Source organism: Pseudoalteromonas sp. NC201 (assembly GCF_002850255.1).
In the GTDB taxonomy this organism is placed as follows: Bacteria; Pseudomonadota; Gammaproteobacteria; order Enterobacterales; family Alteromonadaceae; genus Pseudoalteromonas.
This window is the reverse complement of the sequence record NZ_CP022522.1, coordinates 2,560,570-2,580,427: the sequence shown is the minus strand read 5'-3', so window position 1 is coordinate 2,580,427 and position 19,858 is coordinate 2,560,570. Positions and strand designations below refer to the sequence as shown.

Annotated in this window: 21 protein-coding genes; 10 read left to right on the top strand and 11 right to left on the bottom strand. The window is 44.7% G+C overall.

What is annotated here, in order from left to right; genetic code table 11:
* Nucleotides 1-7: 7 nt before the first annotated feature.
* Nucleotides 8-709 (bottom strand): hypothetical protein, encoded by a 702-nt coding sequence (locus PNC201_RS11010; protein WP_102057067.1) that lies wholly within the window; start codon nt 707-709, stop codon nt 8-10.
* A 170-nt stretch (nt 710-879) separates the two neighbouring features.
* Here PNC201_RS11010 and PNC201_RS11005 point away from each other — a divergent pair, with 170 nt between their 5' ends.
* From PNC201_RS11005 to PNC201_RS10990, 4 genes are all read left to right on the top strand, one after another.
* Nucleotides 880-1,341: a GNAT family N-acetyltransferase gene (locus PNC201_RS11005; protein WP_102057066.1), complete on the top strand. Its 462-nt coding sequence runs from the start codon at nt 880-882 to the stop codon at nt 1,339-1,341.
* Between the two features lie 91 nt (nt 1,342-1,432).
* Nucleotides 1,433-1,837 carry a hypothetical protein gene (locus tag PNC201_RS11000; protein WP_102057065.1) on the top strand — a complete coding sequence of 135 codons (405 nt, stop codon included), beginning with the start codon at nt 1,433-1,435 and terminating at the stop codon, nt 1,835-1,837.
* Between the two features lie 201 nt (nt 1,838-2,038).
* Complete coding sequence (locus PNC201_RS10995; protein ID WP_102057064.1) at nt 2,039-2,626, top strand: helix-turn-helix transcriptional regulator; 588 nt, start codon at nt 2,039-2,041, stop codon at nt 2,624-2,626.
* A 165-nt stretch (nt 2,627-2,791) separates the two neighbouring features.
* Entirely contained in the window at nt 2,792-3,682 is an 891-nt protein-coding gene (locus PNC201_RS10990; protein WP_102057063.1) for a DUF1015 family protein, read from the top strand.
* 22 nt (nt 3,683-3,704) lie between these two features.
* Here the strand turns inward: PNC201_RS10990 and hisC are convergent, their stop codons facing one another.
* The 10 genes from hisC to PNC201_RS10940 all read right to left on the bottom strand — a co-directional run bounded on the left by hisC (nt 3,705) and on the right by PNC201_RS10940 (nt 16,773).
* On the bottom strand, nt 3,705-4,817 hold the full coding sequence (hisC, locus tag PNC201_RS10985) for a histidinol-phosphate transaminase (protein WP_102057062.1): 1,113 nt from the start codon (nt 4,815-4,817) through the stop codon (nt 3,705-3,707).
* Nucleotides 4,814-6,190 (bottom strand): MATE family efflux transporter, encoded by a 1,377-nt coding sequence (locus tag PNC201_RS10980; protein ID WP_102057061.1) that lies wholly within the window; start codon nt 6,188-6,190, stop codon nt 4,814-4,816. The genes hisC and PNC201_RS10980 overlap by 4 nt, the downstream gene beginning before the upstream one ends.
* Nucleotides 6,184-7,167, bottom strand: a complete 984-nt coding sequence (locus tag PNC201_RS10975; protein WP_102057060.1) for an ornithine cyclodeaminase — start codon at nt 7,165-7,167, stop codon at nt 6,184-6,186. Before PNC201_RS10975 ends, PNC201_RS10980 begins: the two co-directional genes overlap by 7 nt.
* 2 nt (nt 7,168-7,169) lie before the next feature.
* Complete coding sequence (locus PNC201_RS10970) at nt 7,170-8,228, bottom strand: cysteine synthase family protein (RefSeq protein ID WP_102057059.1); 1,059 nt, start codon at nt 8,226-8,228, stop codon at nt 7,170-7,172.
* A 37-nt stretch (nt 8,229-8,265) separates the two neighbouring features.
* Entirely contained in the window at nt 8,266-9,600 is a 1,335-nt protein-coding gene (locus PNC201_RS10965) for an alanine racemase (protein ID WP_010605161.1), read from the bottom strand.
* Complete coding sequence (locus PNC201_RS10960; protein ID WP_102057058.1) at nt 9,597-11,066, bottom strand: DUF3526 domain-containing protein; 1,470 nt, start codon at nt 11,064-11,066, stop codon at nt 9,597-9,599. Before PNC201_RS10960 ends, PNC201_RS10965 begins: the two co-directional genes overlap by 4 nt.
* Entirely contained in the window at nt 11,063-12,463 is a 1,401-nt protein-coding gene (locus tag PNC201_RS10955) for a DUF3526 domain-containing protein (protein ID WP_102057057.1), read from the bottom strand. Before PNC201_RS10955 ends, PNC201_RS10960 begins: the two co-directional genes overlap by 4 nt.
* Entirely contained in the window at nt 12,463-13,182 is a 720-nt protein-coding gene (locus PNC201_RS10950; protein WP_039497249.1) for an ABC transporter ATP-binding protein, read from the bottom strand. Before PNC201_RS10950 ends, PNC201_RS10955 begins: the two co-directional genes overlap by 1 nt.
* A 9-nt stretch (nt 13,183-13,191) precedes the next feature.
* On the bottom strand, nt 13,192-15,297 hold the full coding sequence (locus tag PNC201_RS10945; protein WP_102057056.1) for a TonB-dependent siderophore receptor: 2,106 nt from the start codon (nt 15,295-15,297) through the stop codon (nt 13,192-13,194).
* Between the two features lie 402 nt (nt 15,298-15,699).
* A complete protein-coding gene (locus tag PNC201_RS10940; protein ID WP_102057055.1) occupies nt 15,700-16,773 on the bottom strand; it encodes an SGNH/GDSL hydrolase family protein in 1,074 nt (357 codons plus the stop codon).
* Between the two features lie 176 nt (nt 16,774-16,949).
* Between PNC201_RS10940 and PNC201_RS10935 the strand changes: the two genes are divergently transcribed.
* The 6 genes from PNC201_RS10935 to PNC201_RS10910 all read left to right on the top strand — a co-directional run bounded on the left by PNC201_RS10935 (nt 16,950) and on the right by PNC201_RS10910 (nt 19,854).
* Nucleotides 16,950-17,339, top strand: coding sequence for an HIT family protein (locus tag PNC201_RS10935; RefSeq protein WP_010605155.1), 390 nt, complete (start codon nt 16,950-16,952; stop codon nt 17,337-17,339).
* On the top strand, nt 17,340-17,627 hold the full coding sequence (locus tag PNC201_RS10930) for a hypothetical protein (RefSeq protein ID WP_010605154.1): 288 nt from the start codon (nt 17,340-17,342) through the stop codon (nt 17,625-17,627).
* 15 nt (nt 17,628-17,642) lie between these two features.
* Nucleotides 17,643-18,095, top strand: a complete 453-nt coding sequence (locus PNC201_RS10925) for a GNAT family N-acetyltransferase (RefSeq protein ID WP_102057054.1) — start codon at nt 17,643-17,645, stop codon at nt 18,093-18,095.
* A gap of 13 nt (nt 18,096-18,108) precedes the next feature.
* Nucleotides 18,109-18,516 (top strand): GFA family protein, encoded by a 408-nt coding sequence (locus PNC201_RS10920; RefSeq protein WP_102057053.1) that lies wholly within the window; start codon nt 18,109-18,111, stop codon nt 18,514-18,516.
* Between the two features lie 9 nt (nt 18,517-18,525).
* Nucleotides 18,526-18,906, top strand: coding sequence for a nuclear transport factor 2 family protein (locus tag PNC201_RS10915; RefSeq protein WP_102057052.1), 381 nt, complete (start codon nt 18,526-18,528; stop codon nt 18,904-18,906).
* Nucleotides 18,907-19,032: 126 nt separating this feature from the next.
* On the top strand, nt 19,033-19,854 hold the full coding sequence (locus PNC201_RS10910; protein WP_010605150.1) for a hypothetical protein: 822 nt from the start codon (nt 19,033-19,035) through the stop codon (nt 19,852-19,854).
* Nucleotides 19,855-19,858: the final 4 nt, after the last annotated feature.

Here is a 19,858-nt window from a genome sequence, read left to right as displayed (position 1 = left end):
AACTTTTTTAATTCAGCGCAAGCTTAGCAAGACCGGCGGCAATGGCAGAAAGAGAGAGTAACCTGAGTAAAATGATGGCAATATCAGAGCTGCCGCCCGCAGACGTATTTCGATAAACTAAGGGATAGTCAAAAAATATAAGCAAGTAGAGTAAGTCAAAAAAACCGATCCGAGTGCCATTGAGTTCTACTTTTGTACCATCTTTTAATAAGATTTCGGCAAAGCATAAATTGGCCGTGGTTTTTATTCTTCTGCCTTTGCGGTCTTTTAATAGTAAGTAATGAAAGGTGATTTCAGTAATATCTTCTCTAGCAATTTTTTGCGTGCCAGTTACCTTTGTTTTTATTGCTTTGGGCGAAATGGTTAATTGGTTTTTCGACACGTCCATCACCCATTGAGAGCCAAAGCCAAATTTTTTGTACAGCATGACTCTTTTAGTGAAAAAGATAATTAAAAATGCGATTAAACAAGCAGGAAAGGCAAGGTAGCGAGGGTACTCGCCATCAATAAACGACGCTGTGATAGCCAAGGCGAAGACTAATAATGCAAATAAAAACTCAGCGCCACCGGAAAGCATGCCCAGCGCTGCGATAGATTTGAGTGATACTTGAGAGTTATCGTTCAACTCATTTTTGTTTTTTAGAGTTACATATTTGAACCACACTTTATCCGTTAGTGATAAATCGAGTGTGTGTTTAGCTAACGACATAGGGCACCTCCCTGATATTAATAAAAGCAATGATCCTGATCCATTTATATCGTATTTCCGTGAAACTTGGAAATTTTTCAACTGGTTGCGTTGTGTTTTAACCAAGAGATTGATACTTTTTTGGTCATCAATTGGTACAATTGTGGGAACGCTTTTAGGAAGCGGAATATATGATCCAAAAATTAAACAATCGCGATGCGTTGGTGGCGAGAGAGATTTTCAATGTATTTCAACGCTCATACAAAATAGAAGCAGAGTTAATTGGGGCGAGTTATTTTCCGCCTTTATCTCGAACGATAGAAGATATATGCGGTGCGACGAGTCACTTTTATGGATATTTTGAAAATCAAAATCTTGCTGCTGTCATTGAAATTGTCATTGTTGAGAAAACGCTAGAAATAGATAGCCTGACCGTTGATCCCAGTTATTTTCGCAAAGGGATTGCGGGTAAATTACTGCATTTTGTGTTAGCTGAGTTGGGTGCGGAGAAGGTAATAGTTGAAACAGCTAGCGCAAATATCCCCGCCATAGCGCTTTATCAAAAGTATGGATTTATTGAGTTTAAACGTTGGTTGCCCACACATGGAATAGAGAAGCTGGCGCTTGTATCAGTAATTAAACCCGCTCAATAATAACTCAGATAAAATGTACACAGTAAACTTTTTTTGCTATAAAAGGTACGAACTCTAAAAATAAATGTTACAACAGGCTAAGGAGAATTCGATGATTAAAGGATGTTTAATAGGCATATGCGGCTTAATTACACTCAATACAACAACCGCTTATGCAGAAGATATGGAAATGGATTTTATTAAAAATGAGGTTGAAATATCATTTCAGCAATATAAAGATGGTTCAATTGAAAGTGGAATCTATGCTTTGGAGTCGTTGGCTAGGCTTTTGAATCAAGCGGAGTCCTCAAGTGTTCGTGCTGAATTGGGGCCCAATATTTTAGCATTTACTTACATCCGTATCGGATTATTGCACGAAAAGCTTGGAAACTCACTAACAGCTGAGCCGTTTTTCGCAGCAGCCCAGCAAAATCTTAACAAAGAGTTTAGTGCAGAAAAAGTCACAGTTAATGAGCTAAAGTCGATGGTGAAACAACTCGATGAAATGTCCATTTAGTATTTGTGTAAACTGATTTGCCAATATTAAGTGAAAATATCCTTAATGCTTAACTCTTAAACGTTATGTGTCAGAACACAGTGAAAGAGTTTTAATTTATTCTTTAATGTCATAGAGTTGACATACCTATGTCGCCTAAGTGGCGTAATCAGTAGGAAGGTCTCCGAGTATAGTTGAGCTAACTAATACAGGAGACCAATCATGGAAATGCAAATTAACAAACAACTTATAAAATCGAAAAGAGTAGAGCGGGCGTGGAGTCAATCCGAATTGGCACAGGTTTCTGGGCTAAGCCTGCGAACCATACAACGTATCGAAAAGTCAGGGACGGCATCGCTCGAGTCGATAAAAGCACTTGCTGCGGTTTATGAAGTTAAGGTGATAGAAATTCAACATCAGCCTAAGCTAAAAGGTGCCAAATTAACACGCAAAGCTGCGGCATTTTTTGCAGGTACTGCTGTGATGGCTGCAAGTGTTTTTACCTTAACGGCGTCAGCTAAGCCCGTGATGGTTGACCTTATGCTAACCTCTCAGGGACAAACGCTGGCTGATGTTCAGGTTTTGAATGACGAAGGCGCATTCAGCGAGATTGTATTTTCAGATAAGCTAAAAATTCGCCTCACCTCAAAAATTGAACAAGAAAACCAAGTGAAAATAGTGACCGAGATTTACAGCTTATCTTCTGAGGGTCAAGTTCTTATCGCTTCCCCTAGTGTTACGGTTCAACATCAAAAACAGGCTGAAGTACACTTTGATGATTATCAACTCTCGTTGTCACCAAATCTGTAATACAAAAAGCTCAGTAAGTTAAAGCAAACTTACTGAATTTTTTTCCGATTATTGAGGCAAAGCAATAACCACACTAAACAAGTCAGTATAAATTGTCATGTAAACTTGATGTTACTCAATTTATGGTATGTTATATTGTATCTAAAATGGTGCAAGGTTTATTTTATGATCACAATAACGGATGGGCCACTTCATCTTTACCAAGTGGAGCAAGGTGGTATTTTGGTTACAGGCATTTTGGCCGAGCTTGACGTTTCAGTGTTACCTGAGCAAGCGATTCTGCCTCACGAGTCGGTTTCGGTTACCCATGCTATGGCGCTGAAAAAGCGTGTTCAGCTCGAGAAGTTGCTGTTACCCCCGTGTCTTTTGGTCGGAAAACTTAATTTGGACAAGGTGCGATGGCAAGCGGAATGTGTTGAAACTGCGCAGTGGCACAGTGATTGCGGTGAGTGTACTCATCGCCTCTATGCTGTTGAAAATCGTCACGTGCTACAAGAATTCAGACAGCAGATCGCAATGCACCAACAATGGCTAATTGCTGATGGACATCACAGGATGTTTGCTGCCAGCCAACGTCATGCGCCTCAATCTCGGATGATGGCATGGTTAGTTCCACAGCAAGATGCGGTGATAACGAGTTTCGCGGTGCAGGCATCTTACACACAAGCTGTAGATGTTACTAAATTCAAACAGCACCTTAGCGATTTTGATATCTGTGAATCCCCGGAGACTGAGGGCGATTATACTATTTGGTTGGGGAAAGCTGCTTTATGTTTTGCTCTCCAACGCGCGACAAGCGATTCTTATCTTATTCAGACCCAGTTGCGTAGAGCACTGCAGGCACTGCCAGCGTTTGAGGAGCTGTGGTCTAAAAATAAAGTTGAGCTAAGTGATGACGCTCATATTGTAACCGCCATCTGTCGCGCCCCCATAATTGAAGACATCTTTGCTGCTGCCAAAGCAGGCAAGTACTTTCCAGAAAAGTCGACCTTATTTACTCATAAGGCCGACAGCCAAGTACTTTACCATTTAAATCAGCAGGCAGCTTGTGCTTAAAAGCCCTCACAGAGGGCGATACTTACAACTGTTTAAAGGCTTCAAGCACCCTAAGGTTTTGCTCCGGAAGCCCGATGCTTACTCTTACAAAATGATCAAAACCTGATTCTAGCCAAGGTTTTATCATTATTCCTTGTTGCAGCAGCAAAGATGCGACATGCGCAGACGGCTGCTTGACATCAATAAATAAAAAGTTGGCTAGACTTGGCGCGACAAAATAACCCAGCTCGGTGAGGGCGGCGCTGAGTTTTTCCCTTTCGCGATTCGTTTGCGTGACCGTGTCTGCCAAATAGGAGGGATCTTGTAGTACCGCGATCGCTGCAAGTTGTGCTAGTCGATTTACATTGTAAGGTGTACGTACGCGGTGCAGATAATCCGCCAATTGTGCATTTGCCATTACGCCGTAGCCCACTCTAAGCCCTGCAAGACCATAGGCTTTGGAAAAAGTCCGTAATACCGCGTAGGGACGAGGCTGTGTTTGAAGTAGTGTTAAGCTATCGACAAACTGTTTATGGCCTTGGGCATATTCGCAGTACGCTTCATCAATGACGATAACCGTATTGAGCGGACAGGCATCAATGAGGCGCTGCAAATTATTGGCATCAAACGTACAACCTATAGGATTCGACGGGTTAGCAAGCATAAGCATTTTTAAATCTGGGTGGCATGCGATAGCATCGAGCCAATCATCAATTCGATAGGACAAATCGCTTTGCATCGGCACTTCTAGGACCTTTGCCCCCATCATATTGGCGTAAATCCCATGAAGCGCAAAGGTAGGCTTGGCCACTAACACCTTATCGCCTTGACTGAGGAAAGCTTTACACAGCATTGAGAGTACATCCTCAGAGCCATTGCCGAGTACAATTTGTTCTCTGGCAACGTTAAGTTTAGTTGCCAGCTGCTCATTTAGCTCAGTGCATTGGCTGTCTGGATAGCAGCTAGCGGTATGCAGTTGTGCTTTAAAAGCATTAAGCGCAGCAGGACTTGGCCCTAAAGGGTTTTCATTCACCGAGAGGTTTATCATATTGGGGTGGAGATTACGCGCTGCTGCTTGCTCAATGGTCTGTCCCGCACCATAGGGCGGTAGTGCAATGACTTCCTTGCGGGCTGGGTTTGGCATTGTCGTTGTCATGCGTTTTGCTCCTTGAGTGATGTGGGCTCAAGTAAACGATTAGCCCTATGATTAAAAAGCCAAATCTCAGATAGCGCTGTGACCGCAAGTCCTAACATTAAGGCGTACCAAACGCCCAAAATACCCAAAGAGAAAAATTCTTGAAATAACCACGCACCGGGAAGACCAATGCACCAATAACCAATTAAAGACAGCATTAGGGTGCTTTTAACATCGCCAAGTCCACGCAGGATACCGAGCCCGATATTTTGCCACGCGTCAAAAAACTGCAAAAAGGCGGCAATAACGAGTAGCTCTATAGCGATAACAACGACATCGGAGTTTTGTAATTCTTCTGCACTTAAAAATGGCCGCAGTACAAATTCGGGTGTGAATAAATAGATTAAGGCGAAAACAGACATGACCACGGCACCGCAAATAATCCCCAAATTGCCGATGCGTTTTGCATGATGAAAGTCCCCCGCAGCATTGGCTTCGCTGATGTAAATAGAACAAGCAGATGAAATGCCAGCAGATACCATAAATACGATGTACACCATTTGGCTTACCACGTTGTGGGCGGCTAAGGCATTTACGCCGAGTGTTGCCACAAACAACGCAAGCACGGTGAAAAAACCAGCTTCAAGCCCGTAAGTTGCGCCAATTGGCACGCCCATTTTCCATGTTTTACCAAGTGCTTCACGGTCGGTTTGCCAAAACTTTATAGTGAGGTAGGGGCTGAGTACGTCATCGCGCTTGGCAAATAGTACAAACAGTAAAAACGATAAATACAGCACGATACACGTGGCGGCTGCAACCCCCACAAAGCCGAGTTGTGGTAGGCCAAACTGACCAAAAATTAGACCGTAATTGAGCACGATAGTGAGTACAACAGATACACCCGTTATTAACATCAATGGCCCTGGTCTTTTCAATCCAACACTAAAATGCCGCACGCTTTGAAACCAAAAACAGGGTAATAAGCCCAAAGCGACAACGGTTAAATATTGGGTCGTCAAATTGGCAATTGCCTCGGATGTACCGATAAACCTTAAAAATGGCTCTATGGCAAACATCGCGGCGGCGAATAGCAGACCCAAAAATGTTCCGATAAGCATGCTGGCGTTAAAAAGAGGAGTGATCTGATCTAGTTTAGCCTTGCCGATTGCATCAGATACCAAATTACCCGTTGCCGTGACTACGCCCGTTCCCATGGTTCTAAATTGATTAAAAATACCAATGGCGAGGCCGCCTGCAGCCAGTTCTAACGGGCTCAACATACCGAGCATGATAAGATCTATCGTTGCAATTGCCACGTAGAGCAGATTGGTCAGAATAAGCGGCCCTGCGAGCTGACTTACTTTAAAAATATCGGCGCGCGCTGAAGCTACCATAACGTTACTTCCTCCACGTTTTCTTGTGTGATGGCAAAGTCTGCAACCGCTCTTCCGAGTGCCACGTCAGTAATGATCATGCCGCTGTTATAGACAAAGATAATTTCATCAGGGTGGGTTCGTGCCGGCTTTTCACCATTTAGTATTTCCGTCAATGTCGCATCAACGGCGGGTAGCTTATCGTTCTCGTCTAATAAATCGTCTCCGGTGACCTTCATTTGTTCTGCATCCGTTGTGAGCAATCTATCAGCTCGGTGTAGCACTGGCTTTTCGATCCCATAGCCAACTAAAATCACCACAGCGCCCGGTTTTAACCATTCATATTTAATGTTCTCTTTGGCGGATAACCCAGTAACGGCAAGGATCACATCGGCTTGTCTTACTGAAGCTTCTAAGTCTTGTGATACCGCAACTTGTCGCTGTGGGTGATGCTCCTTTAGTTTTTGCTGAACCGCTTCCAAACCTGCTTGATAGCTGCCGTGGACGGTTAAGTGTGTGAGTTGTGGTAATGCCGTGATGAGCATTGGTAAAGCGATTTGCCCTTGAACACCTGTTCCTACAACCAACGCATTTTTGGCATCTGAATGAACGGCATACTTTGCAAACAAGGCGGAGGTGGCTGATGTGCGCATAGGGCCTAGTTCTTTTACATCCATTAGGGCCACAGGGTGGCCTGTGGCATCATCGCAAAGGAAAATAAAGGAATAGAATTGATATTGGTTACGACTTCTGTCTGGGTCGTATTCATAGACCACCTTAAACCCTACGGTATTACTTGCGGCATCTCGGCCAGCCATACTATAGGCAATGGATCGACCATCTTGTGGCGTCATAATCACTTTGAGTGGGTTGGCAGAGTCAGGGTGGTGCAGTGAACGAAAGGCATTTTCCACCACCTCAATGACTTTACTATAGGGAAAATCAAGTTGCGCCAGTCGGGCTTCATTTAGTATCGGCAGAATAGTTTGTTGGGTCATGGTTAGGCTCTCGCGGCAGGTTTATATTGCGTTAATAGGTCATCGAGCTCTTGCTCGATGTTAATGTCGATAAGGTCGTGTTTTGCCATCCAATCATCATTGAATACGGTATCGAGATATTTCTCGCCACCGTCACAAACGAGTACCACAAATAAGCTATCGGCGGGGGCGGTTTTTAACGCCTGTAGCGCTTCGTATATAACTCCACCTGCCGAGCCACCGACCATTAGGGCGTAGTGCTTGGCAAGGTACCTGGCGGTATTAAACGCTTGTTTGTCAGATACCTTCACGCCTTTGTCGATAAGTTCATACTCAATAACGGGACCTATCTCAGCGCCTTCCGGCGTCCCCGTTCCTGACTGATGATAATTCAGTCCTGGTCCACCAAAAATCACAGACCCTACAGGTTCAACTCCAATCGTTGTGAGGTGATGACAACCTAAATCCCGCAGAGCCCTTGTTGTGCCGCATAGCGACCCACCTGTGCCAACCGCACCAACAAGGTGACTAATGTGTTCACCAAGTTCATGAAAGACCTCTTGCGCAAGTCCTGTATAACCGCGGCTATTGGCAAAATTATTGTGTTGGGCGGTCCAAAATGCGCCTTGCTCTTGTGCCAGCTTCGCGGCCATTGCATCGCGAATATCAGTAGATAGGCTGTCGTCTCCAGCTTCGCTAACGCAGATCACTTCCGCGCCAAAGGCTTTCATATTACTAATTTTCTCTTTTGCCGCATGGTTATCCACAAGTGCGGTAAAGCGATAGCCACGCTCAGCTGCAAGCAGCGCAAGGCCAACGCCGGTATTGCCAGAGGTTGACTCAACGACCCAGCCCCCCGGCTTCAGTTGGCCACTGGCTTCTGCTTCATCTAACATAGACTTCGCCATTCGGATCTTAGTGCTACCGGTGGGGTTAAACTGCTCAAGTTTAAGATACAGTTTGCTACCGTTTGGTAGACTTAAAAACTGCATTAGCGGGGTATTACCAATACTTTGCGAAACCCTTAAATAGGGGGTTAGGGATAATGTCGAGGCGAGTGAATGCTGCGCATTTATGTTCATAAATAGGCTCCTTTACGTTGTGTTGTTGGGTGTTTTTCTAGCTAAGTAGTTGCCAAGAAAGTCTGTTGTGCTCCCACGTTACGGCGATTTTTCGTGGCAATGGCATAGAGTGAAATTCAGATTCATTCGAATCCATTTGATATCCTGCAGTGTTGAGGTAAACCATTAGGTCATCGCGCTGCGGTAGTTGCGACAAGGGAATAAACCGCCAGCTTATCATGTCGTTATCTAGGCAGGTTGCGCCGCCAAAAGCAACGCGATACGTTCCTTGTTTGCGGTTTGAATGTGCCGTGAGTAACAGCGGACTCGGCAAGTATTCGCTTTCAAACCACTGTTCTGACAATGATAAGCTTGAGCCCGAAAGTGTGGCGATATGGCAGTCTGATGTGCCTAGGTGCGGCTTTGTCCCTTGCACTTTAAACAAGCTAATGCCAGCCTCGTCGAGCAGTGCGCGCCCAGGTTCAAGCATCAATGTAAGGTTCCTTTGGCGTAATGCCGCTAATGCGGTTTGTCCATGCGCGTTCTTCACTGCCAAAATAGCGTGTAAGGTGTCCGCAGGGCTTTGTTTGTTATGGTAGGGATAAAATCCTGCAAAGGTTTTATCTGCAAAAAAGCATTCAAAGTCCAAGGCTTGTTGCCACTGCTCATTCTGTAAGTAGGAGACGGGCAGGCCACCGCCAATATTCACTTTTGATGGCGACAGCCCCATTTGCTTGGCCTCGTCTATTGCACCGACTAAGGTATGGATACTCTCGCCACGTGCTTGTGGGCAGTACCCGCTTAAGTGGCAGCTAAATCCTTCTAAGCTTACCCATTCCTTGTATTCTCGGCACTGTGCTAATAGCGGCGTAAGCTGGCACAGCGAACTACCAAAGCGTGAGGCTTTAGTTGGTTGTGTTTGTAAACGCAGTAGCACTCGCGCTGGGCGCTTTCGCTGGCGGGCCAGTGTAATGATGGAGCTTAACTCAGCACTTGAATCTATGGCGACAAGTGCTTGATGCACAAGTGCTAAGCTAAGTAGTGCATCTGATTTATGCGGACCAGATACACCAATTTTTACACCTTGAATACCACCGCTTAGGGCAAGTTCAAACTCTTGCACACTAGCCACGTCTATTCCTATATCGTGATTGGACGCGACTTGAGTAAAACATTGGGCTTTGTTGGCTTTTTTGGCAAAATAAATCTCATGTTCAAGCCCGAGCTTTATTAAGTTAGCTTGCAGGGTTTCGATATTTTCCGCAAAACGCTGAGGAAACACTAAATGTAGCGGCGCTCCCAATGCTGCCGCCCATTCAAATAACTTGGCTTGGTGCTCCGATAGCAGGCTCTGCGTTTGCGGATGCAATTTTGCAGTGAAGGCATCACTCATACGACTAACACCTCTTTGTTGTTTGCACTGTCTATCTTGTTGACACGGCGTTTTGCTATAAGGAGCAGGCCGACGGCTAGTAGCAGCAACCAGATTAATGGCGTGTAGTTGTTCACTGGTGTGGCAAAGTCACTGCTAAATTGAGGAATATCAGCTAAGTCCGTGAGCGTTGGCTTTGCGCTACAACCCTCACAAGGAGCAAAGTCTCCTCTTTGGTTGGCTTTGGCAATTTCGTTGGCAAAGAAACCTTGTAGTGCTTGATGATGAGCTTCAACTTCCGCCATGAAGGCGTGATGACGTGCTAATCCATTGCCCGCTAAATCAACCAGCAGTGTTTGTGCGATGAGTGCGGGGGAGAGATACTGTAGCTTTTGTGCATTATGTTGCTGTGCTTGTTGCGCAGTTAAAAAGCGTAAATCTTGGGCTGTCATTGCGCGTTCAACAGAATTAATGGTGGCGATTTTTTTGGTTGCGTAATCGCTGGAACCACTGCCATTCTTCGCAAGTTCTGGATGATCTTGAAAATACTGAGCTAAGGTCTTTTCACTCGCTTTTTGGGCATCGTCGCTAGCGGCACGGAGGCTATCTATATAGTGAATTCGTGAAGGGGTTGGGTCAAGCAAAGCGATGCTGGTATTGACCAAAGCTGGAACCACAATCACTAAGGCAAGCCAACAGGTGACTAAGGTAGCTGCGTTGTTTGCTGCACTTTTGGCTCTGCTATTTACCCAAGCGGTTAAGGCAATCCAAAACCCAGAATAACATAGTGCGATAAGGTTATAGCTCAGCAGTTCAACCACCCCTAGCTGCTCTCGTATTGTTATTAAAAGCAGGCTACTAATACTTAAAAATGGCAGCACAATTAACGCGCTTCGCAGCAATAATTGATAGGTCAGAAGGCGGGTCGCACTGCCTCCTTGAAGCATCAGTAGTCTTAGCTGCCCATCTTGGCGTTCACTTGCCAAGGCATTAAAGCAAATGCCAATAATGAGCAATGGCAGTAAATAGACAATCACAAAACTTAAATCGAACTGGCCTAACAACAGAGATAGCGGATGAACATAGTCATATTGATGAACGATGTGCTGTTTTTCTTTGATTAGCATCTTAAAATAGTAAGGTAATACGTCGGCTTGCCCTGTTGCGATTGGCGACGTTGCAAGCGGGGTTTTGGTGGCGTAATTTTGCATTAAGTAAAAAGCCTGCCCGCGCAGGTCGTATGGGTCTTCCCACCATTTATAGTCTGCTGTACTGGCGAGTCTTTCGGGTAATCCAGCTTTGGCATCTTGGATGGCCTGTTGCTGCATTTGCTGTGCGGCAAGTACCACGTCATGCTGTTTTTTAGCAAAGTAATGGGCGTTAAAAAATGCCACTAGTGCAAGCATGGTAGTGGTCACAAACAGCGCGAGTACGAGTTTTTCTCGCCAGAGGTTTTTAAACTCAGTAGCTAACATTAAGCGTTTCATCTTTGCTCCTCCAAGCGCAGTTTTTTAATCGAGAAGAAACTCAATAACACCAGCGCAATCAACCAAAAGCTCAGGCTAAACAGGCTTATAACGTAGTGAGGCAGGTAACGAATGAAATTGGGGTATTGGAATGCGAACTTTGGGATCTGCTGCCATAATTCCTCGCCCGCGGTGTAATGTCCGTCCGCCTTGTGACCGTGATCTCTTTGATTAAAGTTAAGCACCTCTTGCATCAGGCGGCGGTGCTGCTCTGCCGCATTCTCAAATGCTTGCTGGTGGGTAAAGTCGCTGGCGGCGGTGGCCATCGACAGCGTTTGTATCGCGATAAACGGCGTTAACATTCCTGCAAGTTGATAGCTTTGTGATTGCGCTTCTAGTTGAGCTAAACGCGCTGAAAATAAGCGGTCAAAGATTTTATCTGCGTATTGTTCACCAAATTGGAGTTGCGCTCCGGCATAGTCAAAGGGCAAGTCTTCCACATTGCTAACACCATATTGAGTCAATGTTTGTTGTTTGAACTTTGCGATTGCTTCAACTCGTGCCTCGGTATAAACCTCACTTTCAAGCTTTGCTTGAAACGCTTGACCTGAACCTTGCGGATGAATGGTGGTTGCGATATTCATCGCCAGTTTTGGTAGTAAAAGTGTTGTAAGGGCCCAAATGGTTAATAGCGCTACCAATGCGCGCCTTGCCGTTGGAAGTAAACTTGAAAGCGTGGTGGTGAGTAACGACCAAAGCAATAAGTAAACCAAATAAAATAGTAAAAATAGTCCACTTCTGAGTGTATGAGGCTCCGCGCTTGTTACTTGGCTATAAAGTAAAAAAAGCGCGACAGGCAATAAAAATAAGCAAGAAATAGCAAAAAGCAGCGCACATTTGGCGATAAACAGCTTTGCAGGGCTTGCGCCCGATGCGAGCAGTTGTTTTAAGGTGCCTTGCTCACGCTCTCGGGCAAGTAGTGGGTAGCCAATTAATATAATCAATAGCGGTAGTAACACTTGCAGCACAAAGGCGGGTGATAAGCTACCAAAACGTGACATCGGCAAGTTATCTTGCGCACTTCTAAACATGCTATCGTTGCGAATATGAGCCTCAAGCCTTAACACATTCCCTTGGTATGCTTGTAATCCCGCGTCGAGTGCAGCCAATGGGGTGGTGGGTTTGACCACATAAATACCGTAGTGGGCGGCGGAATGGGGACCTTTTTCACCTTGATTTAGCCAGCGTAATTGCTCTGATTGGGACACTTCCGTGACGGCTTGCTGATAGCTTTGGTGGCTTTTAAAACCGGTCAAGCAGGCAAGCAAGAGCAGCAATACTGCAATGCCTCCAAGCCAAAGCGCTTGTCCCTGCCGCTTGGTATCGAGCCATTCCTTTTTTAATGTCGTTTGAAACATCAGACACCCACCTTGATATGTTTGAGGTAAACGGATTCAAGTTGGACTTCTTGCAGTTGTTCATAGACTAAGGTATCGACTAATTGCCCTTGATTAATAATTGCCACGCGATGAGCATCTTCTTGAGCGCGGTATAAGTCGTGGGTCGCCATTAAAATCGCAACGCCTTGCTTTGCTAATGACTGAATGAGCTGGCTAAATTCATGGCTGGCTGAAGGATCAAGACCTGATGTAGGCTCATCTAAGATCAATGCCTTGGCTTGTTTTGCGAGGGCAATGGCTATGCCCACTTTTTGTCGCATCCCTTTTGAATAGGTTGCAACGGGTTTGTCTACAGCGTGACTTGGCAGTTTTACTTCACTGAGCAGTGTGCGAAAGGCCTCGTCGGTCTTTTCTATGCTGGCCATTTTGCTGAAATACGCGAGATTCTCAAGTCCGCTAAGTCGCGGATAGAGCGCGACTTGTTCAGGAATATAAGCCAGTTGCTGCCTTGCCGTTACTACGTCATGTTGTGGATTAATTCCAGCGATGGTGATTTCCCCGGCATCCGGTTGTAAAAAGCCCAGTAAGCAATTAATCGTGGTGGTTTTACCTGCACCATTTGGGCCTAGCAGCGCTAGAATTTCACCTTGATGTACGCTCAAGTTTAATCCCTGTAACGCTTGGTATTCACCAAAGCGCTTTTGCAGGTTATTGATTTGAATAACAGGTGTAGTCATGAATTATCCTTAAAAGCTCACGCTTAATGAGGCGATAAAGGTGCGGCCACGACCGGGAGCGACTCCCCAGTCTATGCCTTTGGCACCGCCAGATAGCCAATATTCTTTGTCGAACAGGTTTTCGGCCTTGAGTCGTAGCGTGGTGTTAATGTCAGTAAAGTGGTATTTAGCGCCCAAGTCGAAGCGCGTGTAGGCTGGTAGCTTTAGCGTGTTATTGACGTTTTGTTCGCGCTCATCAACATGGAAAATACCCGCATTGATGCTTAACGCCTCCCAAAATGGCAGCTGATAGTCGACATAGAGATTTGCTTGAAATTCAGGCACATTGGCTGGGGTGTTGCCATTAAGCGCGGGCTCGCCGTCGAGCTTATCTAAGCTGGGGTCCATCAAGGTGATGGATGCTACGGTTGCAAGACCGTGAGCCAATGAACCACTAGCATTGAGCTCAATACCTTTATGTGACTGGACACCGTCTTGCACGAAATAGTTAGTAATGTGATTGTGGTACTCCAACATTTTTTCTATTTCGAAGACGGCTATCGAGTAGTTCATGGTGTCCGTTTGGTATTTTATGCCAGCTTCAATTTGTTCGCTTTCTTGTGGGCCGAGTGATTCGCCCTCGTTTATTGCACCGCTGCCGATGACTGCAACGCCGCCTTCCCCCGCGCCTTCTGAGTAACTGGCATAAAACGCGAGCTGATCGCTTGGGTTGTAGTTAAGACCTATGATGGGGGTATTAAAAGTTCGGTCGTCTAGCGTGGTTTTAGTTTGGCCAGGTAGAGTTTGCTCTTTTTTGTATTGAATATGACGCAGCCCTAAGGTGGCATAAAATACATCGTTAAAGTGCAAGGTATCTGTGATAAATAACGCGCTTTCAGAGGCTTCAGTTTTGGTTGGTTCTGGATAATCAGGGAACTGCGGTTTACTGCTATGAATTGGATTGAAAATATTGCCAACGGGGTTGGTTAACTCAAACCAACGCCCATCCTTTGACTCATAATCACGAATACTAACGCCGACGACTAGCTCATGTTCAATTGCAGCGGTGGTAAGTTGACCGCTGACAAAACTATGTGCGGAGAGTGTGTCATACGTTTCGTCTGGGGTAATGTGGATAGCGGCAGACAGCACATTACCTTGTGTATCAACCGAGTAGATATCAGGAAAAACGGTAAATCTATCATTACCAGAAAGCGCAGCTTGGTTTACCCATTGCCAGGTGTCGTTCAACCAAAAATCAGCACGTGCGGCAAGGTTATATGACTCGGTTTGATACTTTGCCCAAGGTTGTCCGAGCAAGACATCACTGGTGTCGACATAGGGCGGTAATATTTTACGGTCAGGATCATTGGGGTCGCTGGCAAGTCCTATCAAAGGCTGTGATACAGTGCTTTTGTCTTGGTAATCGCCGTCTAATCGGATAAATAGGCGGTCTGAGACTTGCCAATCCAGTGCTGCACTAAAGAAATAGCGCTCTAAGTCATCACCACCGGTAAAGTCACCGTTTTTCTCTGCTGCGGCATTAATACGATAGCCGAGCGTTTGCTCTTCGGAAATTGGCCCACCGAGGTCGATGTGTAAATACTTTCCTCCACGGCTACGTACTTCCGTTGTGACATCCAAAAAGGCGTCCATGGTAGGGCGCTTTGTCACATAGTTGATGGTACCGCCGGGGTTGTTAAAGCCTGATACGAGACTTGACGGGCCTTTAACGATATCAATGCGCTGAATATTCTCTAGCGGTACATCTTGGTAGGGGGCAAGCGCTAAACCGTCGCGTCTTAGACCGTTAGTCCAATCTAGTTGAAAGCCACGCAGACTCACAAAGTCGAAAACCGTACCAATTGAGGTGTTTTGAACAGAAGCATCGTTGGCAAGCACTTCGCCTAGCGTTTTTACTCTTTGATTGCTGATCAGTTCTTCAGAAAATGATTGAATGGAAATAGGAAGAAGCTGTGGATCTTTCATCCCCAACGCCGAAGCGTTCACGTCTCTTGTGCTGTAAAGAGGCGCGCGAGTGCCATGCACATCAATTGTTTCAATGGATTGTTCGGCAACACTAAGTGAAGAATATAAGCTACTAAGCACGCTAACTGTCAGGAGTGACCTTGTCATTTTGTTATTCCAACTGCAAAAACGAATGTGAAAAGAACCATCATTTATTTGATACAAATGATTATTTTTAAAAATGTTATAACGTAACGATCTTAATCATGTTTTTGCGTGCTTGAAAAGAGGGGAGTTATTGCCAAAAGGTTATCCTTGGTGATTTTTGTTGTGAAAAGTGAAATTAATGTGGGTCGTTCAAAGTACCGGCTTTACGTGTTGAAAAAGTATAAATCTCAACAAGTATTATTTTTACAAATAAAAATCGTTCTCATTAGTTTGTTTTTAAAGCGGGTGAGTTGATTTTTTGTTGTGAATTTTTGTATAAAAAACAATGTGAAAGTTTGTAAATGGTTTGCGTGTTATTCAGTACATCGAGCTTAATCTCACTGAATAACGCTGAACATATGCTCAGAGAAGTGCTTGCTGCTTGATAAAGGTAACGAGTTTCTCAGCAATGTCTTGATGCTCTGAAGCGGTTGGATGCCACACACAGCCTTCTAATGGTGAGTCGAATGTATGACTGTATAGTTTACTGATATCTTGCTGATTAAGCTTTGCAATTGCATCGTGAGTTGCTGGAATAATAAAGTTATATGGATATGCCGGACGAGGCATATAAATAATGGGGACTGCAGGATATCTTGCACGCAGCTGTTTGGTGAAAACGACCATCGTTTTTACCCACTGCGTTTTGACTTCATCAATAGTTTGCCAAGGCTCTGCAGGGGTTGGATCGGTACTAAAGTCATTGGTGCCTACTTCAATGACGATAAGTTGTGGAAACTTGTCTTCAAAGTCAGTGTTGTCGGTAAATACTGCTGACATTTTGTCGTAGTAACTACGCAACGTATGATGTGGTTGATTGCCGCCCCAATTTCGAATTAAGCCTAAACCTGAGTATGAAACTTGGGTAAAACTGGCTCCCAGCTGTTGCGCGCTCATATACGGAAATGCTTTATGCGCGTTACTTAAATCAAGAATTTCACTCCATTCACACTGTCTTTGAGTGGACTCACTGCCAAAGCCTGCGCTAATTGAATCGCCAATAAATAAGATATGGGGCTGTGGCTGCTGGATTGAGTCTAATTTTCCGTCCACATCAACACTTAGGATCTGGGTATTGTGGTCATAGTGCTCCCAGCGTTTAACGAGTTCAATTGTGACGGTTTCTGTCTTTGTACTTTCAAATAGCGTGAAGGTCTCCGCAACACCATTGGCGTTGGTCTTTAGCTTTTTTGTAAATTTGCCATCAATCAATACATCGAATTGATCGCCATAGCCCATCAACTCGATATGAAAGGCACGACCAGTGAGCTTGGTATGCAGCTGGCTACCCGGCCAATTAAAACTCACACTGCCATCGGCATAGTTTTTACTGACGCGTCCTTCATAATGAATCGCATGATGGGTCGCTGCGTGATTTGCGGCACTGGCTACACTTCCAAAAGCTAATAAAGCCACCGTAACCAACGTTTTTAACATGTTGTATTCCTTGTAGGGTTATTCATTGAATAATGTAACTGGTTTAAATAGGTTGTGAGTTAATTTGGGCTTGAAAATTATTCACTTAACAAAGGAGAAAATAGAATATATCACTGGCAGGAAGAGAGTCGCTCAGGTACATTACTCTATGTAATCAGGTTAAGGAGAAGTAGCTGATGACGATTGTAGAACAGATAGTTGCTAGAGATATTGAAGCGGTTATTGTATATGAATCAGAGCAGGTGATTGCGTTTGCCGATCACGACCCCATAAACTTTGGCCATATCTTAATTTGCCCCAAATCCCCTTATGAAACGCTTCTTCAGGTCCCTGAATCCATACTGGCTGAAATCCACCGCGTTGCGCGTGACCTTTATGTGCGAATTGAGCGTAAATTTTCCCCAGATGGGATTACGCTGGTGCAAAACAACGGGCATTTTAACGAATTGAGCCACTATCACCTGCATATTTTCCCCCGCTATAAGCGAGATAGTTTTGCGTTTGGACGCGATGGGCTCAATATTAAACCTCAAGAGGTTTTGCGTACCTCACTTGAGGGGTTATAGATGCTCGGGGAAGTATTAATTAAGGTTGTTGTAACGCTATTACTTTGTATGTCACTCGTCTGGACTTTGTTGCCTTGGGCGTTTGGGTTATTAAATTTCCAAAACAAACATGGCTACCCACTCTACAACATTGGCCGAGTGTGCTGGTGGGTAATGGTTGCTATGCATCCCGTATTTGCTATTGGCATTTGGTTTTTCGATGCCAGTTTAAGTAAGTTAATATTTAGCCTAGCGGCAATGCATTGCTTTTTTGGGATAATGTTTGCCAGAAATGTAAGCACGCAATAAATCAAAAGGTCATAAGTGAAGATTAACATCAATGCGATTCAGGGCGAGGATGCGGATGCCATCGAAAGGTTAATGCGTGAAGTCTCAGAGGCTGACGTCTTACCGAATTTTTCGCAGCTTGGCAAAGACACTTATCTAAACGAAATAATACCTGAAGTAACTCAAGTCATGTGCAACGCCAACTTTGTCGGTGCCAAGGCGTTGATAAACGGTGAGCTGATCGGGTTTGCTTTATTAAGAGACGGTAACTACCTCACCCATTTATTTGTTGCTAAGTCAGCTCAAGGTAAAGGGGTTGGCCGGCAGTTATTAGATACTGTGTTAGCGAGTACATCCGCAGCTCAAATCTCGCTATGTTCATCGCTTAATGCAGCATCGTTTTATCTTGCGCTAGGTTTTCAGGCGACAGGGCAAGAAGCACAGAAAAACGGTATTAGATTTGTTCCAATGAAGTTAGACCGAACTTAAGCAAGGATATTTTATGACATTTCCAATTAACGGCTCGTGCCAATGTGGTGAAGTAAGCTACACGTTAAAAGCAGCACCTAAAATGGTGGTCGCCTGTCATTGTAAGGCTTGCCAAAAACTGTCAACCAGCGCATTTAGCATTACAGCCATTGTTGATAAAGACGATATTGAATTTTCGGGTCCGATGAAGGAATGGCGACGCCCTGCTGACAGCGGTAACGTTAGCGGAGCTAAGTTTTGCCCAACTTGCGGCAATCGCATTTACCACTTTAATCCAGCAGAGCCGAATTCAATTAAACTCAAACCAAGTAATTTGGACGATACTCGCCTTATTCAACCGACGGCCCATGCATGGGTTAGTGAAAAGCAAGGCTGGTATACCATCCCAGAGGGCGTCATCGTATTTGATAAACAGCCTTAGCCTGCTCTGATGTGTTCAACGTCAATTATTAAGCAAGTGATCGCGAAGGAGTGTGCGCTTCACCGCAAAGAAAATAGGCATAATATGGCGCTGTGTCGCGAACTCCTTCACCCTCAATTTATTGAGGTTGGACGCTCTGGAAGCCAATATAACTTAGGCCAGATCCTATGCTTAATGAATGAAGAAGAATGGCCAGATGGGGAGGTAGTAGCAGAGCAGTTTCACTGTGCTTATATGAATAGTGACGCTTTGCTTCTTACTTATCGCTCCGCATGGCGGAACACTGATGGCACGCTTTCAGAGCATGCTTATCGGTCATCTTTATGGGTCGAGCAAAATGATAAGTGGCAGTTGTTACATCATCAGGGTACGCCCACCAGTTTATTTTAGTGCTGTTTTTACGACATAGGTTGGGTTGTAAAAAATCACAAAAGTAAATTTTAAGTAATTGAAAATGCGACTACACTAAATCGACATAAGAAGAATATCTGCTAGACCAAGATCTAAGGAACGAGTATGTCAACACCTCAACCCGGCACTGTTGTGAGTAATGCACAAACCAGAGCCGCTAATTTAACGACGACAAACAGCAATGAAGTGCCAGCGACTAAACAATTTGTAGTGAATGCCACCGGCAACTTATTTATCGCAAGTACGCTAAACAGTACCGCAGGTGGAAGTGTATTGCCGCAAGAAGCTGAAAATGCGTTTGGTGAAGTGAGTGTATTTTTTGCTGCTTTAACCAAGGCGATGGCAGAGTCAGGCACGAGTTTATATGACTATGACGCGCTCAATAAATTAGTCTCAAGTTCAGGTCTTTTTGTCAAAGTGACAGAGAGTAATATTCAGTTTGAGAGTAAACAGACAGGGGTCACACTATCGAGCCAGTTGATTCAAACTTTACTAGGGCTCAGTGGTAATTTAGCCTCCATAGGTAAATCATTGATGGATATGATCGCTGGTATGGGGCAAGCCTCGGTAAGTATTAGTGCGAGTTCCGACAGTCAAGACAAAAAGGTCGGCACCATCATTTTTGTTTGCGAATATTTACTCGGTGCTATTTCTATTGCGCCAATTGTTATCTCAGCGGATGCCAATGATGTCAAATCGGTGTGGCAAGCAGGCCCTTGTTTAAAAGGGGGCCATACGGAGATACAACTTACACTTTGTAAGTCTGTTTATTTATTCGTTCCTCCTGCTTTTGTTAAGCAAGCGGCATCGCTCAATGAGGCGATGTCAGATCCAGAGTTTAATAACCTGATTGAATCAATGCGAAGTGTCATAGCCGCACCGCCGCAAACCACAGCAGCCAGTAAAACGACTAAAAAGGACAGTTAATGTT